Below are 21,056 nucleotides of genomic sequence, written 5' to 3'. Positions count from 1 at the left end.
CAAATCCGCTTTAATAGCTGTATCTTTAGGCCGGCATTGCTCTATGATTGGACTTCCTGACGTCGGAAACGACGAGGGACATTTCTCAACATCAACCCTGGCCGACGATCCACTATGCTTTGCCACGACATCAAAGGCCGCCGCCAAAATCAAACTAGGCCCTGTTTGGGATTAACTCGATGCATGGGTACGCCGAACGCAGCAACAGGCAAAGCCGCGTTGAGGCGGAGCTGGTGTTGTGAATATCGGATCAGCGCACCCGGCGGCTCCAATGACCAGTCTGTCGTTGCTGCTGTTTCAGAACGGGTTGCCCGATCTCCCGGTAGTGCTCATCGAGCCTCATCGAAATTACGGCGGGATCTGGCGCATCAAGTTCAGCTATGACACCGACCAGCCGCTCTCGATGAGCGCCGGACAGGCGGCGTCATTGGCTACTGATCTGCATCAAATAGGCGAAGACCAGTTGGCTGGTGAGATTGATGACGCGGTCAGAAGTGCGATGCGTTATAGCTCGATGTGACTGCTGTAGGCGCTGTCCCTGGGTGCAATGTCAACCCTATGAGACAAGCCGCGCGTACGAACTGCCAAATATACGTAATTCATCTCCAGCGATACGCTGCCCAAGCCTGCAATATTGGGGTGCTTGAGATGCGGCCGTACCGCGCGTGCACAGCGCCAGGAGAAGCGAGACCGTATCAGTTGGCCGGTCTATGAACTTCGAGCTGTTCAATGTCGCATCTTGGCACTTTTCGGACAAGCTGGGCGGCCTGACGAATGTCTGCTGTTGAGGGTAGAACGGACGTGCCGCGCGAGCCTCGCCAGGTCCGAGTTTGCCGAGTAGGCAGCGGCCGTTAGCGATACGGCAATCGCTCTCCAGCTGGACAGCGATAGGCGTCCTCCTCTGGCAAATACGCAAGCCGTGCCGGTCACCAGCGATGAAGAACGGTCGGTGCAGATGCACTGCGGCCCATCTCCAGGCGCCCTAAGGCCAATCAGCACGCCTATAAGCATGGCCGTTACTCGGCAGAAGCGATTGCCCGGCGATGAAATATCGGCCCTGATGCGATTAGGCCGGGCGTGCGGAGGACCGGTGTTTGATCCCTTCCGCTGTCCCAATTTGGAACCCCGAGGCGGACTTGGGCTGTTGCTTCGTTTGGTCCGCACTGACGGTAACGCACTTCACGGTAATCTGAGACTCGTCATAGAGCCTGAGTGCTAGTTTGTGTTGGGGCAAGTTCTTGTGCAGTCCAACAGCATGCCAAGAAAGGTGTGCATCTTTACCAAGAGAGGCCCGCTGATGGCGCTAGCTATGGCGGCGGGAATGGTGTTCGGCCTTGTCGGGCCCACCTCAGCGCAGTTCTTCAATTTCGGCGGATTTCAGCAACGGCCGCAGCCACAACGCGGTGGCGGCGGGTTCGGTGGCGGCTGGTTTGGTAATGACATATTTGCGCCGTTCCAACAGCACGCGCCGCAGCCTCGCCGGCAAACACTACCGCCCGTGCACGAGGATTTCTCAAAAGCGCCGCCGCCCGAGAAACGCGACACCGTACCCGAGCACCACATTCTGGTGCTCGGTGACGCCATGGCGGACTGGCTCGCCGATGGTCTTGAAACCGCCTATGCAGAACAGCCCGACCTGGGCGTGATCCGAAAGGCGAAAAACACCTCCGGCCTGATCAAATATCAGCCCAAGGGCGATCCGGCCGATTGGGCCGCCGCCGCCAAAAGCATTCTCGCCACCGAAAAAGCTGACGCCATTGTTGTCATGCTCGGGCTCAATGACCGAGTCGCGATCCACGAGCCGGCCGCGAATGAATCGGACAATAAATCGCCGGACAAGAAGAGCGACAAGAAGGATGCCAAGGCCAAACCCGATGGCAAGCCTTCAGACACAAAATCCGACGCGCAGCCCAATGCCAAGCCGCATGACAAGGCAACGGATTTTGAATTGTCGCCGGACGATGCCACCGACAATAGCGTAGCGCCGCCCCTCATAGGACCGGAGAAAAGCGCGCGCTCCCCGAACGGCCTCTATCAGTTTCACGAGGAACGCTGGGTGGAGCTCTACACCAAGAAGATCGAGGAGATGATCGGCGTCCTGAAATCCAAGGGTGTGCCGGTGCTATGGGTCGGTCTGCCGGTGGTATATGGCCAGAAGGCGACCGCCGACACGCTGTTCCTGGATTCGCTCTATCGCGATGTGGCCGGCAAGACCGGCATCACCTATGTCGATGTCTGGGACGGCTTTGTCGACGAGGGGGGCCACTTCGTGCAGAAGGGCCCGGACTTCGAAGGTCAGATCCGACAGCTGCGCTCTTCCGACGGCGTGTATTTCACCAAGGCCGGCGCGCGCAAGCTCGCGCATTATGTCGAGCGCGAAATCACGCGCCTCCTCGCCGCGCGTTCGGCGCCAATCATATTGCCAACCGAGCCCGCGACGCCCGATGCCAATGCCGTGCCCGGTCAGCCCGCTCCGCGGCCCCTCGCAGGTCCAATCCTGCCGTTGGTCGCCTCCTCGGTCGGCACCGATCAATTGCTCGGAGGGCCGGGAACGAGCCCGGCCGCGGTCGATGCGCTCGCCGCACGTACGCTGCTCAAGGGTGAAGCGCTGACGCCGCCCCCCGGCCGCGCCGACGATTTTGCGTGGCCGCGCCGCGAAGTCGGGCGCGAAGAGGCCAAGGGTGAGGAAGCAATGGCATCGGTATCGCGCGATGGCATCGCCCCGGTAAGGAAGCCGGCGGCATCGCTAAAGCCGAAAAAGCATCGTAGCCAGAGGTGGGACTGGGCAAGAGGGATGGTCCGGGAGCCTGCTTTTGCGCGCAGCAACGTGTGGTAAGCGGCGGCAAGGCGCGCCAGTCGCCAGCGATGGCAAACGGAAGGTGCCGAATGCGCGGTGGACCATCGCCGGGTGCACCGAAGGGCAACAGGAACGCTTTCAAGCATGGTCACTACACGACGGAAGCGATTGTGCGACGGCGCGAGATTTCGGTATTGATTCGCGTCGCTCGCGCCTTGGAATCAAGCAGCCTGTAGCGCGCCGTGCACCGAGCCTTCTAACGCAAAAATCTTACACACGCCGAAATCCCCCAAGACAATGCGACGCCTAACTCCACGATTCCAGGGCGGCGCGATTTATTCGCGCTCATGTCGGGGCCTCCCTACGCGGCGGGAGCGTAGAGGCCTTAGGATCATCCGAAGGCGGTGCAATGTTATCTCGTATAACGCGCGGCCGGCCGCACCGTTAGCCGGAAGTCGTCGATGTTGATTTCGTGACCGCCGCTTGCTTTTTCAGCGCTCTCCGCTTTTTGGTTGCGGTCTCGAGTGACCTCAGCGGCCGTAGTTGCGTCTTGAAGGCATTTTTCCGCAAAATCTCGAGACGGTCCTGATACTCGCGTTCGGTATTCCCATTTTTGCACTTCATCGCTTCATTCCACTTCCGTTTGCGCAACGCGCTTCCTGACGATCATTCGCGCCGAGAGAAAGCCGCACGGTCCCGTTGGGGCGGACGAGTGCCGGTCATCGCACAACGCACGCGGGTTGGAGGATCGGTGCGTAGGCAATCAGGCGGCGCTACTTGTCATAATTAGCGTCCGGTTCAAACATGCACCGCAACGGCAAATGCACGATTTACGACATCGTCGCTGCCCGATCATGAAGTGGCCAACGATTGACGTCGCTTCTTTGATAGCAATGTCAATTGGAGTGAAAAATCACCACAAGAAATGAAATCTCCCGGAAAAACAAATCATTGGCCTGTGATTTGATGTGGAAGATTTGCCCCCCGCTTTTTTGCCTCTGTGAATAGCTGGCACTACCGACTACCCACAATGTTCCATCGAAAATCAGGCTGCGGTGATCGCCGTGTATGCACAACTGCACAGCTCTCGCCTTAACCTTTTGTTAACGATATCCGGGCAGCATGAAGACCTCACCTTCTGGATACGCGTGCACGAGCTGCGACCGTCCCTATGGCGGCTGTTCGATTTTATCCGCGTGGTGGAGTAAGTGACATGTCGGTGAATAAGTCGCGCCCTGAGCCAAAACTGTTCAACTTAACTCGGATCAGGAGAGCGCAGGGACTAGCGCTCGTTCTTATTCCAGCCCTGACCGCATTTAAGCCAAAAATTGAAGCGGCCATTCTTCAAGAAAGCAAACCTGTTCCGCCCGACGAACTCATACACCTTCTGGATCAGCTATACGTTTTGGGCATAGCCGGCGGATTGATCTTGCAGATGGTCGCGGTGCTTCAAGCTAACCAGCAGGCCGAACTTCCCCCGAACGAAAATGAAAAAGATCGATCATCATATAATTCAATTGCGAGGCAGCGCTTGGGCGAGGCGCTGCGCTATTGTAACGATGCGACATATGCCTTGATGAAATTAACACGAGTGAAAACGGCCTGACCGATCCGGCGCTCCGTACCAAGAACGATGCCGCTTTATCTGATGCGGCGTCCAAGGCGCAGTCACGGCGACCGAACGCACCGCCAGTGCCGCGGCCTGATCCGTTCCATCGGCAAGCGGCCTCAGGCCGGTTCTTTTGTCTTCGTCGGAAAATGGACTCCCAAGATTGCCGACACACCTTCCCGACGAAACGATGTGTGGGACAGGCGTGCGCAGTCGCAAGCTGTTCTATCTCAAGCGTTCGGCCGCCGCAGTTAGCACAGGATAGCGGGCATAGAGCGTGTCGACGCGGTCTCGCCACATCGCCACGAACGCACCCGAGGTCAGACTATCGACCGACTTCCATTCGCGTTTGACCGCAGGCAGCGTGTTGCCCCAGATAGCGCGCTTGCACCATCGCTCGCCCTTCGCCGAGCCCTCCTGGGTTGCGCACATCGACTTCCAGGCAATCCGCTGCGGACGGCTGATGTGTTGGGCGGCTCCTTCCCAGCCCTGCTGGTGGATCAGGTAGAGGTCGGAAAAGGTCGGCTTCTTCTGCGTCATTATTTCGAATAGCGCAGCCTCGCTGAGAAACTTGTAGGCGGCACCCATAGCGTTGTCGCGAGGATTGAGGATGTCGCCCGATCCGTATTTGCTGAACTCAAACTTGCTCAGCTGGAACAGGCCGATATAAGAGCCGGTGCGTTGCCTGGGATTGAAATCGGATTCGATTTTGGCGACCGCCTTCATGAAATTGACATCGACACCGAACGCTTCGGCTGCACGTTCGATCTCCTGGACGGGCGTTCCGAGCGGAACGTCGCTCAACGCCGACAAGGCGATCTTCGCGGGTTTCTCCGGCGGCGGACATTCCGAGTAGACGTAGTACTTTAGATACGGCAGTTCGCCCTCGTCCGGATTGGGCGAAGCAGCGAGCGGACGGTCCTGCTGTGACGTTGCCTCGTTCTCGGGCGGCGCAGCCTCAAGGCTGGCACGGGCCCGCAACATTAGCCCTTGCCGCAGCGAACTGGTCACATCGGACGGCATCACCGCGTCCGGCGCCGCGTCGCTGAATTCCGCCGCAACAATCGCATTAGCCGATGATCTTGTATCGAATTTCGCCTCGATAGCCGGGGCCAGCAACGATGCGCGGACGGTTGTCGGCACCGTCGTCAGGTTCAGCGGGATGGCGCTGAATGCATCAGCAACTCTAGCATTCGGCGTTGCGACGCTCGGGCGCGGTACCGCGATCTGATGGATCGCGGCAAGCGAAGTCGCGGCGGCCTCGGCGATCGGTTCCGGCTCATCTGACACCGCCCTCGTGTCGGTTGCCGTCACCACTGCGGCGGGCGCCGCCGTATCGGCGCTATCGACAGCGGCGTTGGCCAACACGGTTGTCTGTGGGGAGTCCGCGATCTCGGCGTCGGCAGTGAGAGATGGTGGGGGGCGGTCGATGATTGGCGCCGCAGCGGTGTCTTCGATGCCGGACGAACCGAAGCCAGCAACCCAGGCGACAACGCAACCCGCGAGAACTACGGTTAGCGCCGGCACCATCGCCAATCGCCGCGGGTTAATGATCGTAGCCTCCCGACGCTCCACCTGAACCAGATTGAACTGCCAAGCATGCGACGCCGGGGAACCCTCGGATCAAGATATGACCGCCCAAGGGCGGAAACTCCAGGTCATCGATTTTTTCAAACAGTGTTGCTTGAATGCAACTCGCGGCCGCGAGCGAGTTGCTGTGCATCCTCGGACGGAAGCATGCAGGGGGAGCTTCTGACGCGCCATCACGCCGACGTTGAGTTACGACGCTACTAGGCTGCCCTCGCGCTCAAGTTGGTCGAGCCGCGCTAGCGTCTCATCATCGACGGTGTAGATTTCACCGGCCAAGGGCTTGCCTTCAGGATCAGGCATGATCACCGGGAAACCGTTCTCAATCATTTTGTAAGTCGGAACGGTAACGGCGCCGCCAACAAATTCGCAGCCCATAAGCAAGTAATGGTTCCAGAAGCCGCTCTTGAGCGTGCCGTAAACGAATACTCTATGCGTACGCTCCGCATCTCCTTTTCCATTTCGCAGAGCGTCGGTAATCGGCCTCCTGGCTCATATGATATAGGCGGTGAACACGGGTTGCGGCCAATGTCGCAGTTGGGTCCCACAGCATGTCTGCGGCATGTCCGCTCTGCCCCGGTAAACCGACCTCGCCTGTCGCACTTGGGCTCGGCACAACCCTCTGACGCTCCCCCTTGGCTCCCCCGTACAATTTCAAACGGCAGTTTCCTCTTGAGTTCAACAACTATCTGCCTCGACCCTGACCTTGAGAAGGTTCGGCTGGACGCCGTTTGAATATTACTTCACGTCCGCTTTGACCCACATGTATTGTCCGGCCGCGTGTCGCAGGAGGTTTTCGTCGAGCTGGCGTCAGCGGTCTTGCATCAGTGTATGCGGTCTCTGATTGTTGCTGTTGCGCCCCGGATCAATATGAGTCCAGCGCGCGTGCGACCTCATTAACGGACGGGTCTCAACGGGCATGTGGGTTCGCAAGCGCCGGGAAGACCGATCCTGTATCTTATCCGGGGCGAGTTTTCGGACATGGCGATGTCCGCTCTCGGGGTAAAGCGGAAAACATATGCTCGCATCGAGGTTTTCAGCTTTTGACCCCACACCGGACATTGGCCGCGTAGCGAACGGCCCTTAAGGCGAGGACGGTCCCTTATCCTTTTTTTCGACACGCCGACCCGTTGAGCTATACTGCCGCGCTTGGGAGGAACTAAAGATGCCTTCCCTTGACCACGCTGCGATCGTTCTTGCCGGGATCGCCCTGTTTGCGGCCTTTGTAAATGGTGCCATCGGCTATGGGTTTTCGTCGCTCACCGTGCCGCTTGGGCTCGTTTTTTTTACAAATCGCATCCTCAATCCCGCCGTCGTTGTGGTCGAAGTCTTCCTTAATCTATACGTCCTGTTCATTAATCTGAACGGCGTCCCGACTGTATGGAAAAGGGTGTTTCCAATTCTCGTTGGGATGTTGCCCGGTATCGCCGTCGGAGCCTTTGTTCTTGCTTCGCTTGAACCCGGCTGGGTCAAATTCTGGACCTATACAGTCATTCTGCCCCTCATCCTGGCTCAGGCAGCCGGTTGGCGGAGGCCAGTTCGATTCAGCTGGTTGATCGGTCTCCCATTTGGAACGGCGCTGGGCATCCTGTATTCGGTAACAACGATCTCAGGACCTCCCTTGGCGATTTTGTTCAACAATCAAGGCCTAGTCAAAAATGAGTTTCGCGCCGGTCTCGCATTGGTTCGCGTGGTTGAGTCGAGCGTGACCGCGGTCGTGTACTATCAGCTTGGCCTGTTTATAGCCGAAAGCGGGGACATCTTACGGGTGTTCGTTCCCTGCGTTGTGGTTGGGATACCGCTTGGTGCCTATTTCATCCGACGGGTGGATGCCGAGACGTTTCGTCGAATATGCATGAGCTTTGATGCATGGGTCGTCGGATTCGGCCTCTCCCGGGTGTTGATCGAGCTGGACTTGATGGAAAGCCCGTGGGCCTACAGCGTGATGGCGATCACCATTTTGATAGACGCTTATTTGTTGTACATCTTTTTCACAGTACGCCGCGCGCGAATTCGATGATGATGCGAATAGGCCGAGGGTTCGGTATGAAGACCGTATCGGTGCATGCATTTCCTAAGGTAGATATCCGGGTGCGCAGTACCATCCCGTGCCGCCACCAACAACTGCCGTATAGCCATCGCGGCACGACGGCTTTGTTGCAAACAGATAGACAAAACAAACCACGATCGTCAGTTGTACAATCCAGCAAATCCGAGAATCCATCCGTGCTCCTCCATTCTATTCGAGACTACGACAATTTGCGCTAAGGATCGCGGTGAGAAGCGATACGCGCCACACTATGAACCTCGAAGGTTCTGTGGATGCGGGCGGCGTTTTCTTTACGGTTAGAGGGAGTGAAGCAGGATGATTTGCCTATTCAGCATCAGAACACTTAAAGGGTGCCGGAAGTAGAGGGCGGGGTGTCAAACCGACGCGATTGACCTGCCGCCAGGCGCAGTGGGTGAAGGTGTCCGCCTTCATCGCGCCCGAATCGCAGTCGCAACTGATACAGGTTTCGATCCTCGGAGCGAGGACAGCAATGGAGCCTGCAAAACCCCGCAAATGGACCGAAGAGGAGACAAAGCTGCTGATCGAACTCGCGCAGCGGAAGGAAAGAGTGCCAACAATGGCGAGAGAGCTTGGACGTCACATCGCCTCCGTTCGACGACGAGCTCGCGAATTGGGTTTGCTTCTGCCGCAGGGCCGACGTGAGAGGCAGCTTTAGCTTTTCTCGCGCCGTCGTCGAGCTGAACTCGCGACATCATTTCTTCAACGGCCCTAGCCCACTTCGGGCAGGTGGGCATCGTTTCTGCGAAGGCCGCATACCAATCTTCGGGAAATGGAATAAACGGCCAAGGCCCCTCGTAGTCGTTCGGGGCGACTAAGGGTTTGCTTCCTTGCGCCTGAGTACCGGCGTGTCGATCCTTCAACGCAATGGCACTCGCCCCGACATCCGTGACGAACCTTAAATCGATTTCCATAATCAAGCTCCCGTAGTGGAAGCACGACATCGATAACTTGGTAGTTCTCAAACAAGAGCGATCAATACATCTGCCCAAGTAACAAAATACCGCGCCAGTCTGGTAAGGAATAGGCACGGGGCCCTGACCTATCCACATTTCAAGACGCTGAGGCGAGAAGCCCGCTGACCTGCCGGTGCAGGCACCGACCAGATATGAGCTCGTTATCAACCTGAGGACTGCCAAGACAAGATCGATCATCAATCGTTGAGGTTGAGCGGACGGATGGTAATGGACGGAGACAATTCAGAGTAGATGTTACCGTCTAGATCGAGGACAACGGCAACGGACCTGCCATCTTTTAACGTCGCTTTGCCGCGCCAAATTCCGCGATTGTCCTTTTGCAATCCGGATACATCTGAATAACCCTTCGCTTCAATTCGCTGCCTCGCCTGATCTCCGTTGAGGCTATCGGCACCCGGCAAAGCCTGCCGATTTGTCGCATTAGGAAATTCGAAGGGCTCAATCGCGGAGTAGGAGGGATAAGCAGTACCGGAGTAACAAGGGCTGGTGGGATTATACGACAAGCGGGCATAGCAAGGATTGAGGGGAGCAGTCGCGAAGGCGGAGGGCATCGTCGGGCCGGTCGCATAGGCAGACGGCCGCGTGGGCTGCGTCTGTCCGAATGCGGGCCCGATAATCGACATCGCTACTGCAGCTATGACTGGGATTCTCAAGTTCATTCCTCTTGGATGGACTTCGTATCTCCCCATTGTTCGTGCATATAATCGCTCTCCCCTGAACGCCAAGCGGCAATCCGACGAGCGCCAGTGTCGGGCCGGCGAGAGAGCACCAACGTAGGCGGCTGCGAATACGTCGAGTTGCCCGCTGGCGGCATCATGTGGACAAGCCCTGCGATACCCGTCCCGGTGGACGTCGGCGACCGAGAAGATGAAGAAGCAGAGATCAAAAGCCTGCCGTGGGCGAGGGCTGAGCTGTCCGAACTGTGGTGGAGTGTGGTCTGTGGCTACACGGACGACGAATGGACTCGATTCGATCCTGACGCTCCACAAGATCCGATGCCGGAGCCGCCCAAAAAGCCTCGTGGGCCAGCGAGGGTGATACCGATACGACCGCGCAAGGGCACAGATGGCGGTTGAGGAGTTATTTTCCCTTCGCCTTCAGGTCCTTCGCCGGAGATAGCCCGCCCGCTTTGGTAAGTGGATCGTTCGGATCACGGAGCACGAAGCGGTCGAGCACTAAATAGGTGACCTCAACCGTGAGGGCCGCAGCTGCAACGACCGCTAAAACCAACAGAGCGATCGTGCGCTTGCTCATCTTCTCGCTTTCGGCCGATCGACGCGCACCTCACGAAACTCCTCAGGCCCCTTGGTGAGCCGGCTTCGGCGCTGGGCGCGTTCTTGGGGTGGCGCCAATGGGTCGATCATCTGGTCGATCGATTCGGCAGCGGGCGCGCGAGGCGCGGGCGGGCTTGTTGACGGGCGGCTCTGGCGTTTTGACGTTGAGCCCGAGTTCGACCAGGCGACGGATGGCATTGATCAATATGTTCCCGTTAACGGGAGCACTCGTTGCAAAATGGCACCGAGGCAGATGAGCACCACGAGCAATTTGAGCAGATTCGATAGTCGGCGGTCGTTGGCAAACTTATCGATGGCCCAAAAGCAGATTGCGCCGATGACGACGATAATCAAAACACCGATCAAAACCGAAATCATAACCATCCCCTTCGTCGTTGATTGCAGCCACCATCACACCGTAGCGTGGCCGGCCGACGCGGCGAAAGCGCCCCGAAAGGGGAATTGTCAAATCAGCAAATCAGGAGCCTTTCAGCGGAAGCTCCTTTCGGGACTTTTTAAAAAGGTAAATTCGCGATTGGATGGCTCCGATGGAGCGTTTCATTTTTTGGGCGATCAGCCGCGGCTTCATTCCCGAAGTTACTAGCTTGCGCAGCATATCGTCGTCCGTAAGCGTCCACGGTCGGCCTGCTGGACGAGGTCCGGTCATTTTCGCTCCGCCTTCCAGGCGGTCGACTTGGCCGCCCTCGAGAATTGTGGCTGCCCGACGCGTTCACGTCCCGTACCTTCTGTCAGATAGGAGACGGATGGCAGGACAGGTAGCGAACATCGACGGCTTGCAAGGTGAGTTTTGCTAACTAACGCCGAGCTTTTAGGCCCAGCTCGACCAGGCGGCGGATGGCTTCGGAGCGGCCGGGCTCGTCATTCTGCTTTGATGACCAAGCATCAACCTTCGATAAGAATTCGTCGGAAAGTCGAATTGCGCGAACGGGATCGCGACCGGTCGCGGGCCGCCCTCCCTTGTTAGGTTTTGGTAATACCGTTCCTGACTTTGGCATGTTTTGGTATTACCACATCGGCGAGCCGAGGGGAAGCGCGAACTTCCGCCCCGGCTCTAACCCAAGCCACAACGGAGCGAATCCACATGACCCAGGCTACCCGCGTGCTTAGCACGCCACCCACAAACGCGCCCGTGTCCATCGCAAGTAATCAACAGAGGTCGGCACTGCGCGTAGGATCTCTCGAACTTGATCTCACCAATCGAACAGCGAAGCGCGGCGACCGATCGTTTGAGCTCCGGCCGCGCGAATTCCGCCCGCTCGAATATATGGCGCGCCGGCACGACCAGATCCTGACACGCACCATGCTGCTCCAAGAGGTATGGCACTACAAATTCGTGCCTGAAACGAATCTCGTCGACGTGCACATGGGCAAGCTGCGCCGCAAGGTCGACGGGCCAAATGAAGTCCCGATGATCCGCAACATCCGCGGCGCAGGGTTCGTTCTCGCTGCGACCGATCAGGCGGCCATCCCGCAGGACAGGGGGCAGGCATGAACAACGAAATCAGAAGAGGCCCAGGCAACCCTCGCGAATCTTCACCAGCGCAAGGCAGGTGGTTCGGGTAATCGGGGGAGACCCGTCAAGGGCGAGGGTAGCGGCCTCAACGTCGCGAAGGCGGCGGCCATGGCGGGAGTCGGACGGGGTCGTATGACCGTCGAAGCTGGGTAATGCCGGCTGAGGAAAGGGCCCTGACTCTGTTGTTGGGGGTTTCAACGAACCTGGCTCAAGAGCGGTCTGAGGTCTGAAAATGATCCCATTAGCGGATAGTCAGTCCGGTCGCCTCGCCCTCCAAAAGTTGCGCGAGAAAATGGCGCGTGCTGGTCTGATAGCCCGAAGTCGTTCTGGTAACACTAACCAAAGGACCAATCCTAAACCGGCGCCGCCGGTGCCCCAAAAAAAGATTATAAGCGAATCCACGACCGCCATCGGTGGTGCATCCACGAGGTGATCAGTGTTTCCATCCACCCAGCTTCCATAATGAGAGCTTGCCAAATAGAGAACTTGAAGAGAAGGGAAGTTCAGAAGCAGCGCAAGCAGCCAGAGCAGCGCGTTTGGCTTCCAATTAAACATCGACGGAGCCACAATAGCCATGATGAAACCCAGGTACGTGACGGGGCTCGCGAGAAGCATCTTTAAAAGAAACATAAATACCATTGCTTGCATCCCAGCAGCGCGTAAGTGTCACGCCCTCAAGCGTATTCGCGGTTAAGAGTAGTGGCGAGGCACCGAGCGCCGACGCTAATCGGCAAGGAAAGGGACCGCCACCGAACGTGCCACTCTGACTTTGGCGTTCGGTGCGGTCGTTAAGTCAGATCGATGTCCCCACCGCTCGTCAAGAGATTTCCCCCACTCGTAGGCGACCACAATCGAAGGCAAAGGAAGCACGAAGAGAAATAGGAGAACGAAATTCAGCTGACCTACCTTCCGAGTGATCGCCCAAAGCGCAAAAAACCAGAAAGCATAGAGAGCAAGCATAAACAGGGCAAACACTTCGGCCGATGGGTTCGGCGGCAAAAGGCGTGGCTGCAGGGGTTCGTAAATGTTCGCTGCCACCAAAATGAAAAGGAGCGTCGCGAAAACGCCGGCGATAAGCCCGAGAACAACAGCCGCTACCAAGCTAAATTCCCGCAAGTTGATCGCCCCGGATAACGCCGATCTCAACCCCTAATGTTTTACCGTAAATTTACAATCGAAGAGTGAAATTTCGGGTTATAAAGGGTAAACACAACTCCGCTCCGGCCTCTTCTGCCGAGCTGATGGTATGAGCGCGCGCCACTTCCGATTTTGGCACATAACGTCACTTAGTGCGCTGCACCGATATGTCTGAAGTTCGGGGTAGACCGGAAGTCATCGGCCGACCGTTAAAACGGCGCTTATGACCCGATTTCCTGTGAACCTCTGCGGCCACTCCTCGACCTACCCGTGGGGGCTCAACGGAGGGATTAGGTCATGGCTATTGTACAATTTACACGCTTCAAGAGCGACAAGCCTGAGGAAATGATCAAGACCGCCAAGCAGGCGAAGGCAATCTTCGAAAAACACGGTGCTGAATTTCTTCGACTTTCCCGGTTTCACACTGGTATGTGGGCCGGAGAGTTTCTTATCTCCACGCGCTACTCCAGTTGGGAAGTGTACGGAAAGGTACAGGAGGCATTGGCAAAGGACGAAGCATTCACAAAGCTGTACGCAAACACAGCTACCTTTGCCGAATTGAAGGGCCGTAACATCGCGGTCGGCATCGATCTCTGAGGCTCCGCTGAGAGTTGCGGGCGTTGCTTTCGAGTATTGAGGTTCTGTGAGCCGTATCGGCCGCGGCGGTCCTGACCGGCCGCAATGTGCCGACGCCGCCAAGCGCAGTCGTTTTGACCGCGTCGGTATCATGCTCGCCGCTTCAGCATCGGGCCGCCGTCGGCCGAGCGGAAAGGCGCGACAAAGATGGCTTTGCATCTACATGCTGAGCGTCTGTCGTGACGGATCATAGGCAGCATGATAATTCTGGCGATGCGGCCAGATCATATCGTTGGCTGTGTCACGGCCAAAGCGCCAATTACTTGCTGTCGCTATTCGGTGGCCTTATTGGCCAAAGATTCATAAAGCCCGGCTAGCCGCTTGTCATGACCGGTGAATCGGTTTCGGAATTTGAACTCGCCCCAAGACGTGTAACTCAATTGCACCTTACCTTGGGTATCCTCCCACGCCAGCACTCTCATGGGCAGATCAAGTGCAGCCTTCCCGGTGAGGGCAGCACTCATCTACGCGGTTGCAGAATGACCGCAGTTGGCACCAAACCGACCTCGTGTCCGCGCTCGGTGATGTCTGTTCGCCGGCATAGAGCGGACATCGTTCAGGACCGCGCTGAGGTCCGAAAATGACCCTTCTCGGAAGTCGACCACTCACGGATATATTTCATTCTAGTAGCCCAAGACGTATTCCAATTTTGGAGTGCGGGCAGTTACACTGTTGCTTTTTTCGGGGAGGCGAGAATGGCAATTGCGTTGGTTACTGGCACTAGCAGCGGAATTGGATTGGCGACCGCCGTGACGCTTGCGCGTGGGGGGCATACCGTCATTGCGACGATGCGAAATCCGGAGAGCGCGGGGGAGCTTCAGAAAATCGTGACGGCCGAGAAGCTTCCGGTCACGATGGCCACGCTCAACGTAGATGATGATGCTTCGGTGGAAAGTGCGTTCGCCAAGGTCATGGCCCAACACGGTCGCCTCGACGTGCTGGTGAATAACGCCGGGATTGGTGGCGGCGGCTCGGTGGAGGAAAGCTCAGCGGCGAGATTTCGTGAGGTGATGGAAACCAATTTCTTCGGTGCGCTCCGCTGCATCAAGGCCGTCTTACCCGGGATGCGCCAGCGGCGGCAGGGTTGCATTGTCAATGTCACGTCGATAGCTGGCCGAATGGCTTTGGCTCCTGCAGCGGCTTACTCTGCGTCCAAGTTTGCTCTGGAGGCCTTGAGCGAGTGCCTCGCGCAGGAAATGAAGGCGTTCAATGTGAGGGTTGCCGTTGTCGAACCCGGCGTCATCGCTACGCCGATATTCTCGAAGGCAGCGCCGGTAGCCGACGACAGTCCTTATCCGCATTACCGGCGTCAAAGGGCCATGTTCGCGCAGTCGCTGACCAAACCGACGTCGCCCTACGTTGTTGGCGACAAAATCCGCGAGATTGTCGATAGCGACAGCTGGCAGCTCCGTTATCCCGTCGGTCCCGATGCCGCACCGTTCCTCCAATGGCGGGCGAGCAAGACCGACGAGGAGGTAATTGATATCGGGGCGGCGAGCGATGCGGACTACATCCTCATGGTCAAGCGCGAGTTCGGCATCGACGTAAATCTGTGAATACGATCTATCGGCCATCGAGAGCCATCGGGGGACCAAATGCGATACCTGATATTGGGCGCTGGAGCGCTCGGGGGATATTTTGGTGCAATGCTTATCAAGGGCGGGGCCGACGTCACATTTCTCGTCCGACCAGCGCGCGCCGCCCAGCTTCGGCACGATGGCCTGATCGTAAAAACACAGGACGGAGTCGAAACTCCGCACGCAGGTCAGGACAGTTCAAGAAGGCCAGCTCGACGGGACCTACAATGTCGTTCTGCTCACCTGCAAGACCTACGATCTTGCTGGGGCCATGGACGCGATTGCTCCGGCGATGGGCGAGCAAAACGTGATCATACCTGTACTGAATGGCGTACGACATATTGACGTTCTTACGGAGAGATTTGGTGCCGGGCGCGTGCTGGGTGGGCTCACGGTCATCAATGCTGCCTTAATGCCGGACGGAACAATCCAGCAGAGTCAGGTACGTGTTAACATTACCGCCATTGGTGAACTCGACGGCCGCTCATCCTCCCGATGCACTGCAATCAAGACCGCGCTGGAAGCGGGTGGCATCCCGGTCCAAGTCACGGACAACGTCCTCATGATGATGTGGGAGAAATTCTTCGGATTTGCCTGTAGCGCGACAATCGCGTCCTTGAGCAGATCGCGCGCCGGAGTTATCGCACGGGCATCTGACGGCGCGTCCTTTGTCTCTGCCGTCATCGCGGAGTGCACACGGGTCGTAACGGCGGTGGGCTACCCGCCGTTGCCAGCTTTCAATACCGCTGGCGAAATCTCCGCGCTATTTTCCCAACCGGACTCGGCTTATGGGCCCTTCATGCTGATCGATATGGAAGACGGTCGACCCACCGAAGGCGAGCACACTATCGGCGATCTTGCAGAATGCGCGGGGCGGCTAGGCGTCAGCGCGCCACTTCTTACCGCCTCCCGATGCAATCTCCAGACCTACGAAATCAACCGCTGTCCAAAAACATAATCGAACTCACTTGGTGCGGACGATGTTGTCGCGTGCCGACGAAGTGATCGAATAGCGACGATTTGCTGCAGTGCACGAGTCTCCTCTTGGCACTTTTCGGACATGCCTGGGCGACCTGACGATTTCCGCTTTCGGGGGGAATAGCGGACGTCCCGATCAAGCGGGCCGAAGCCCGAAGATGACCCAAAGCGTGCGTCACCGCTGCCCCGGTGAACGGCCCGCGAGGATTGGCACTCCCCGATACAATCGCACCTGATCAAGTCCTGAACCTTTTTTCCATCGCTTTGACCTATAGTCATGCCCAAGCCTGCATGCTGGATTTCCAAAACTTCAGCCGCTGGCGGGGCATCGCTCGGGCTCTCTGCCGTGTCGCAACAGAAATCTCAGGCAGAGTGTACAGCCCGCTGCGGCACGCATTCGTAAATTTCAGCAAACGCAGGAGGAGCTTATGCCTAAGTCTCTCGCCGTTTTCCTTTCTGGCGTGGCGCTGGTCTTTGTGGCGTCGACCGCTCTAGCCGGAGAGCAGGTGCTCGAGTTCAAGCTCGTCACCAAGCCGATCGATTACAAGGTAACAGAGGCAGCAAATATCGAAGGCCAAGTGGTCGGGTCTGGCAAAATGTTCGGCGTGGCCTTCTTCAAGGACGGCCGCACTGCCGTGAAGGACTTCGTGGCTTCCGCTGACTTGCTCAAAGGCTCGGGACCCATTTACGGCTACAGCACCTACACTTTCGAAGACGGATCCTCGATCACGGCGCGTTATGCTGGCTCGGTCAAAGAAGGCCGGACGAAGGGCGAATATACGATCCTTTCTGGCACGGGTGCCTACGCAAACGCTACGGGCACGGGCAGTTTCGAAAGCGTGCCGACCGCGTTCAAGGGAGCCGGCCTTTATGACGGGAAATTCGTCGTCAAAACACCCGGCTCATAACGCCGCGCGCGGACGTATCGCGCCGTCCTGAGCAGGCGCGGGCCCGCAAATAAAATTCGAGCCCCGCCGCCCGGTCGCGGCGGGGCCACTACCTTTGCCCTAATAGCGGTCCACCTTCCAACTTCAGATCTTACGCCTTCGACAGGCGCAAGAACTATTGTACGTCCATAGGACCAGACCGAAAGTGGTCGAACGCGGGCTCGAAGGCGGTGCTTTTGGCCCAAAGGGGGATGGCGACGTCTCAACGCGCGTCGGCTGTTGGCACCTTTGAGACCTGCCGACGGACACTGAATTAGTCTGCTGATTGGGGTAAAACGGAAGTCGTCGGCCAGCCGTCAAAGTGACGCGATTGCCCCTTCTCGGACATTGGGAATCGGGCAGGACATTGTGTACGAGCGAGTGACGCGGCTAGGAAGAAAACCCGCCTCCGAGTCACGGGAAGAACGGAAGGTTCTACAGTATGGAGGCGGGTTTCTAAGCATCGCCTACTCAAAGTTGGGCGGTAGTCCGTAAGCCTACCGTCCAACCTCGCTTTTAGCACGGGTTGTTGGGTTAGTGAAGCTGCTCGCGCTGCTGCATTCACCCTTCGGCTATCGGTTAGGTACGATTTGCCGCACCTGTTATGCAGCGTCTTGAGTTAGGCAGTATCTGCGCGTACCTGGAAATTTCAGTGATGGACGAGCGCTGCGGCCTCGTCGACTTCATTGGTCCGCACGAATAGCAAACGCGACGCTACGGATATTTGTGCGTCGGCGCTGCCATCTTGGCCGATGAAGATTAGTCCCGCTCCGCCATTAGCTACATTTAAAATGACGGGCTCGCCGTTCCACGTCTTGATTGGCTCCATTCCGATGATGAGAAATTCACCGATCGGCTGTTCAAAATATTGAAGCCTAAGTTGCGGAGCGACCTCTGCTGCCGCAAGTCCAAAGCCTAGATGTTGAGCGCGCGCATAGATGTCCGCCAGCGACGCAGTCTCGGTCTCAAAGCCGAGTTCGGCTGCCGACACCGCAAGAAGCTCCACCTTTGTCTTGATAGCGCTAAGGGTAAAGGCCGGTCGGGCGGGAATTTCCCCAGCCAAGCCTCCCATACCACAACCTTTTCGCAGAACGAGTTTCTCTACGCCTTGATTTTTCTGACCAAGAGCTCGGTGCGCACCGTGCCGGTCGGCGTCATCGCCGAGCTGATCCGCGGCGACGTGTTCTACTGGGGTCAACTAATGGCTGGGGCGCTGCTCGGCTCGATCCCGGTGGCACTCATCTACTCGCTCTTCGTCGAACACTATGTCTCCGGCCTCACCGCCGGGTCGGTCAAGGCATGAACGGCAGATTCCCCGGATTGCTGACTGAAATTCTGTGCTGAAGCAACCAAAAGCGCCGGAACCGCTTGTTGGTCCAGGCTGGAGATGACGCCAGCACCGCGTGCAGAACCAATCCCGTCCGAAACAAACGCGTCAGTTTTGGGAGCTCAAAATCTCATACTCTCATTGAGTTCTTCCGGTTATGGCACGTTTGAGACATGCCTCCCGCATCCAGCGACGTCCGCTTTCAGGGGTAACCCGGAAGACATTTGCTCAGACTGAGTTCTTCTCAGTTTGACCCATAGCAGTCATGGCAGGGTGCGGATGATGGCCCCGTGGTTGCGTTCCGCAAGCCCAAGTCGTGCGTCAATCCACAATTGCCTGAAACAGGCGCCATTCGCTCGGCACACCTTTCAAGGTGTGCACGCCGCGCTCTGCGAACGTTAATCCTGAACCAGCCACCAGGTCTCGAACGGTCTGGGAAACGAGCACTTCACCGGGCGCGGCCAGTGCGGTGACTCGCGCGCCGATGTGCACTGCGATACCAGCCAGGTCTTCACCGACCAGCTCGCATTCCCCGGTGTGCAGTCCGCAGCGGACTTCGAGGCCGAGCGAGCGCGCTGCTTCGCGGATCGCACCTGCGCAGCGGATCGCTCGCGCCGGGCCGTCGAAGGCCGCAAGGAAACCATCGCCCGCAGTATTAATCTCGCGCCCGTTGAAGTTCCGCAACGTATCCCGAACTTTTGCACGGAATGCCGCGAGCAATTCGCGCCATGAACGATCACCAATCGCGACAGCTCGCTCGGTGGATCCCACGATGTCCGCAAAGAGAACCGTAGCGAGGACCCGCTCCCGGTCTTGCGCATGGCGCTTGCCCGTCAAGAACTGCTCGACATGGTCCAGCAGCAGACCGCCGTCATTCACCCAAAATGTATGATCCGTGCCAGGTAGCTCGATCAGCTGGGCTCCCGGGATGCCTTGAGCCATTCTGCGCGCGTGCTCGACGTCGAGAACCCGATCTCCAACGCGGTGCAAAATGAGCGTCGGAGCGCGGATCGCGGGCAGGACGTGTCGCACATCGATTTCTCTGTTCATCTTCATGATCGCGGCGGCTGCTCCGGGGCTTGCCGCTGTGCGAAAATAGGAAGCGAGGCGTTCGGCGGAACTCGGATCGCGGGCAAGGCTCGGTGCCCACATTTCGATACTAATTCCTTGTGGTGTGCCCCAATTGCGTTCGATGTTTTCGAGGAAGCGCTGCCATTGCTCGTCGTCCCAGCCTAGGGGATAGTCGGGCGCCCAACTGCGCTTAGCATAGGAGCCGTACAAGATCAGCGCCGATGTGCGTTCGGGATACGTGGCAGCGTAAAGCAAGGACATCGGCCCGCCCTCGGATACGCCAAACAAAGCCGCCCGCTCTGAACCGACTTCGTCCAGAATCGCACGCACGTCGTGCATGCGCTGCTCAAGCGTGAAAATCTGCGATCCCCGGTCTGACATTCCGGTGCCACGCTTGTCGAAGAGGATAAGGCGGGAGAACGATGCCAGGCGACGGAAGAACGAGCTGCGTACCGGTGACTGCCAGGTCGCCTCGATGTGTGACACGAAACCCGGGACGAACAGCAAGTCCAACGGTCCATCGCCTATAACCTGATAGGCGATATGAACATCGTCGCTCTTGACGTAATGGGTCACTGGTGCAGCCATGACAGACCTTAATCGCGACTTGGCCAGCTGCGGGTGCCGGTACCAATTGCTACCTAAAGAGGTCCGGCTCAGCACCGTCAGTTGAATGATACCCCTTGTGGGCAACGCTGCCAACGTGTCGAAGCCCTGTTCCGCACTGACCATCCCACGAATGAGGAGCACGACAATGTCCGCCACCCAATTCGGACATCGGAAGCAAAAAGCGTAATGAGAGTGACGAAGCCTTCTCACGATGCATATCCAATAAACAGATAGCGAGTGGGCGATGTGTCAAGGGCGCTTCCCTTTCACACAATAGCCGCACCGATGTAACGAAAGCCTGGGCAAACAAACCGTAGAATGCGGTCCAATCTTAGGTAGGTAAGCCATGAAACAACAAATGAGTTGCCGCGATATGGAACTGCTCTACCGACAACGAGCCGTGTTTGATAGTGAGCATAGTTGGAAATGGCTTGGTGAAGCGGAGCGCTGGGGACACCTGGCACAGAAGGAGACCGCATCGCGCTTTAAAGAGATTGGGCCGATGGCGATGGGACCGAACACTATCCACAGCGATTTACGCGGTAAGCAGATGGGCTAACATCCTTTGAAGAATGAGCAACAGCCCAGCTCAAGTGACCTAGCAAGGAACGGCGGAAAGACGGTGTGCGGTTGTCCTTTGTGTAAACAAGGAGACAATTATGAAACTAACAATCGCACTGGCAACCGCATTCGCTCTCACAAGCACGTTCGCGCTTGGCTCCGTGACGTCCAGCCATGGAGTTTTAAAATGAAACAAGTGCTCGGAGTGGGTATCGCTCTCCTGCTCCTCGGGAGCGGCGTGTGGGCAAACCTCGGCGTCGGCTCACTTTCTCAAAACACCGGCGCGTGGGTCTCGCATTCTCGTTGAACGCGGACTGAACCCGGAATGGCACACGCGCTTATCGCGCTGAACTAAGGCCGCCTTAGTGACGGTCTCTTGCGACGCGCA

General features: G+C 57.6%; 19 protein-coding genes and 2 pseudogenes. 12 read left to right on the top strand and 9 right to left on the bottom strand.

Annotated elements, in window-relative coordinates; all coding sequences use genetic code 11:
- Positions 1-271: 271 nt before the first annotated feature.
- From B5525_RS11250 to B5525_RS11235, 3 genes are all read left to right on the top strand, one after another.
- The gene (locus B5525_RS11250) at positions 272-520 is read left to right on the top strand and encodes a hypothetical protein (protein ID WP_079566069.1); all 249 of its coding nucleotides are present in this window, start codon (positions 272-274) and stop codon (positions 518-520) included.
- A 735-nt stretch (positions 521-1,255) separates the two neighbouring features.
- Positions 1,256-2,836 (top strand): SGNH/GDSL hydrolase family protein, encoded by a 1,581-nt coding sequence (locus tag B5525_RS11245; RefSeq protein ID WP_079566068.1) that lies wholly within the window; start codon positions 1,256-1,258, stop codon positions 2,834-2,836.
- Positions 2,837-4,010: 1,174 nt separating this feature from the next.
- The gene (locus B5525_RS11235) at positions 4,011-4,403 is read left to right on the top strand and encodes a hypothetical protein (RefSeq protein WP_079566066.1); all 393 of its coding nucleotides are present in this window, start codon (positions 4,011-4,013) and stop codon (positions 4,401-4,403) included.
- A 228-nt stretch (positions 4,404-4,631) separates the two neighbouring features.
- Here the strand turns inward: B5525_RS11235 and B5525_RS46180 are convergent, their stop codons facing one another.
- Positions 4,632-5,936 carry a transglycosylase SLT domain-containing protein gene (locus tag B5525_RS46180; RefSeq protein ID WP_244567868.1) on the bottom strand — a complete coding sequence of 435 codons (1,305 nt, stop codon included), beginning with the start codon at positions 5,934-5,936 and terminating at the stop codon, positions 4,632-4,634.
- A gap of 249 nt (positions 5,937-6,185) precedes the next feature.
- Positions 6,186-6,371: a gamma-glutamylcyclotransferase family protein gene (locus B5525_RS46175; protein WP_244568024.1), complete on the bottom strand. Its 186-nt coding sequence runs from the start codon at positions 6,369-6,371 to the stop codon at positions 6,186-6,188.
- A gap of 787 nt (positions 6,372-7,158) precedes the next feature.
- Between B5525_RS46175 and B5525_RS11220 the strand changes: the two genes are divergently transcribed.
- On the top strand, positions 7,159-8,013 hold the full coding sequence (locus B5525_RS11220) for a sulfite exporter TauE/SafE family protein (protein ID WP_079566064.1): 855 nt from the start codon (positions 7,159-7,161) through the stop codon (positions 8,011-8,013).
- Positions 8,014-9,214: 1,201 nt separating this feature from the next.
- Here the strand turns inward: B5525_RS11220 and B5525_RS11210 are convergent.
- From B5525_RS11210 to B5525_RS43765, 3 genes are all read right to left on the bottom strand, one after another.
- Positions 9,215-9,661, bottom strand: coding sequence for a PepSY domain-containing protein (locus tag B5525_RS11210; protein WP_172899849.1), 447 nt, complete (start codon positions 9,659-9,661; stop codon positions 9,215-9,217).
- A gap of 457 nt (positions 9,662-10,118) precedes the next feature.
- Positions 10,119-10,292, bottom strand: a complete 174-nt coding sequence (locus B5525_RS43770) for a hypothetical protein (protein WP_154073156.1) — start codon at positions 10,290-10,292, stop codon at positions 10,119-10,121.
- A gap of 221 nt (positions 10,293-10,513) precedes the next feature.
- Positions 10,514-10,690: a hypothetical protein gene (locus tag B5525_RS43765; protein WP_154073155.1), complete on the bottom strand. Its 177-nt coding sequence runs from the start codon at positions 10,688-10,690 to the stop codon at positions 10,514-10,516.
- Between the two features lie 724 nt (positions 10,691-11,414).
- Between B5525_RS43765 and B5525_RS11200 the strand changes: the two genes are divergently transcribed.
- On the top strand, positions 11,415-11,825 hold the full coding sequence (locus B5525_RS11200; protein WP_079566060.1) for a winged helix-turn-helix domain-containing protein: 411 nt from the start codon (positions 11,415-11,417) through the stop codon (positions 11,823-11,825).
- A 273-nt stretch (positions 11,826-12,098) separates the two neighbouring features.
- On the opposite strand, the gene B5525_RS11195 is transcribed toward B5525_RS11200, so the two are convergent.
- Both B5525_RS11195 and B5525_RS11190 read right to left on the bottom strand, forming a co-directional pair.
- Positions 12,099-12,485, bottom strand: a complete 387-nt coding sequence (locus tag B5525_RS11195; RefSeq protein ID WP_079566059.1) for a hypothetical protein — start codon at positions 12,483-12,485, stop codon at positions 12,099-12,101.
- 84 nt (positions 12,486-12,569) lie between these two features.
- Entirely contained in the window at positions 12,570-12,947 is a 378-nt protein-coding gene (locus B5525_RS11190; RefSeq protein WP_154073154.1) for a hypothetical protein, read from the bottom strand.
- Between the two features lie 333 nt (positions 12,948-13,280).
- Between B5525_RS11190 and B5525_RS11185 the strand changes: the two genes are divergently transcribed.
- From B5525_RS11185 to B5525_RS11160, 5 genes are all read left to right on the top strand, one after another.
- Positions 13,281-13,580, top strand: coding sequence for a hypothetical protein (locus tag B5525_RS11185; RefSeq protein ID WP_079566057.1), 300 nt, complete (start codon positions 13,281-13,283; stop codon positions 13,578-13,580).
- A 734-nt stretch (positions 13,581-14,314) separates the two neighbouring features.
- On the top strand, positions 14,315-15,175 hold the full coding sequence (locus B5525_RS11175) for an SDR family oxidoreductase (protein ID WP_079566055.1): 861 nt from the start codon (positions 14,315-14,317) through the stop codon (positions 15,173-15,175).
- 39 nt (positions 15,176-15,214) lie between these two features.
- Positions 15,215-15,541: a 2-dehydropantoate 2-reductase N-terminal domain-containing protein gene (locus B5525_RS47770; protein ID WP_079566054.1), complete on the top strand. Its 327-nt coding sequence runs from the start codon at positions 15,215-15,217 to the stop codon at positions 15,539-15,541.
- Positions 15,432-16,154, top strand: coding sequence for a ketopantoate reductase C-terminal domain-containing protein (locus B5525_RS47765; protein ID WP_425305301.1), 723 nt, complete (start codon positions 15,432-15,434; stop codon positions 16,152-16,154). Before B5525_RS47770 ends, B5525_RS47765 begins: the two co-directional genes overlap by 110 nt.
- Before the next feature lie 448 nt (positions 16,155-16,602).
- A complete protein-coding gene (locus tag B5525_RS11160; protein WP_079566052.1) occupies positions 16,603-17,082 on the top strand; it encodes a hypothetical protein in 480 nt (159 codons plus the stop codon).
- A gap of 667 nt (positions 17,083-17,749) precedes the next feature.
- Here B5525_RS11160 and B5525_RS11155 read toward each other — a convergent pair.
- Positions 17,750-18,181: pseudogene (locus B5525_RS11155) on the bottom strand (hypothetical protein); the annotation flags it as partial.
- Here B5525_RS11155 and B5525_RS43760 point away from each other — a divergent pair.
- Positions 18,179-18,403, top strand: a pseudogene (locus tag B5525_RS43760) (carbohydrate ABC transporter permease); the annotation flags it as partial. The pseudogenes B5525_RS11155 and B5525_RS43760 sit on opposite strands and share 3 nt — an antisense overlap.
- A gap of 345 nt (positions 18,404-18,748) precedes the next feature.
- On the opposite strand, the gene B5525_RS11150 reads toward B5525_RS43760, so the two are convergent.
- Positions 18,749-20,248 (bottom strand): adenylate/guanylate cyclase domain-containing protein, encoded by a 1,500-nt coding sequence (locus B5525_RS11150; RefSeq protein WP_244567867.1) that lies wholly within the window; start codon positions 20,246-20,248, stop codon positions 18,749-18,751.
- Positions 20,249-20,453: 205 nt separating this feature from the next.
- On the opposite strand from B5525_RS11150, the gene B5525_RS11145 reads away from it, so the two are divergent.
- Positions 20,454-20,666, top strand: a complete 213-nt coding sequence (locus tag B5525_RS11145) for a hypothetical protein (RefSeq protein ID WP_079566051.1) — start codon at positions 20,454-20,456, stop codon at positions 20,664-20,666.
- Positions 20,667-21,056 lie beyond the last annotated feature (390 nt).

The sequence above is a fragment of the Bradyrhizobium erythrophlei genome, from assembly GCF_900129505.1.
Taxonomy (GTDB): domain Bacteria; phylum Pseudomonadota; class Alphaproteobacteria; order Rhizobiales; family Xanthobacteraceae; genus Bradyrhizobium; species Bradyrhizobium erythrophlei_D.
This window is presented reverse-complemented; position numbering and strand designations above follow the sequence as displayed.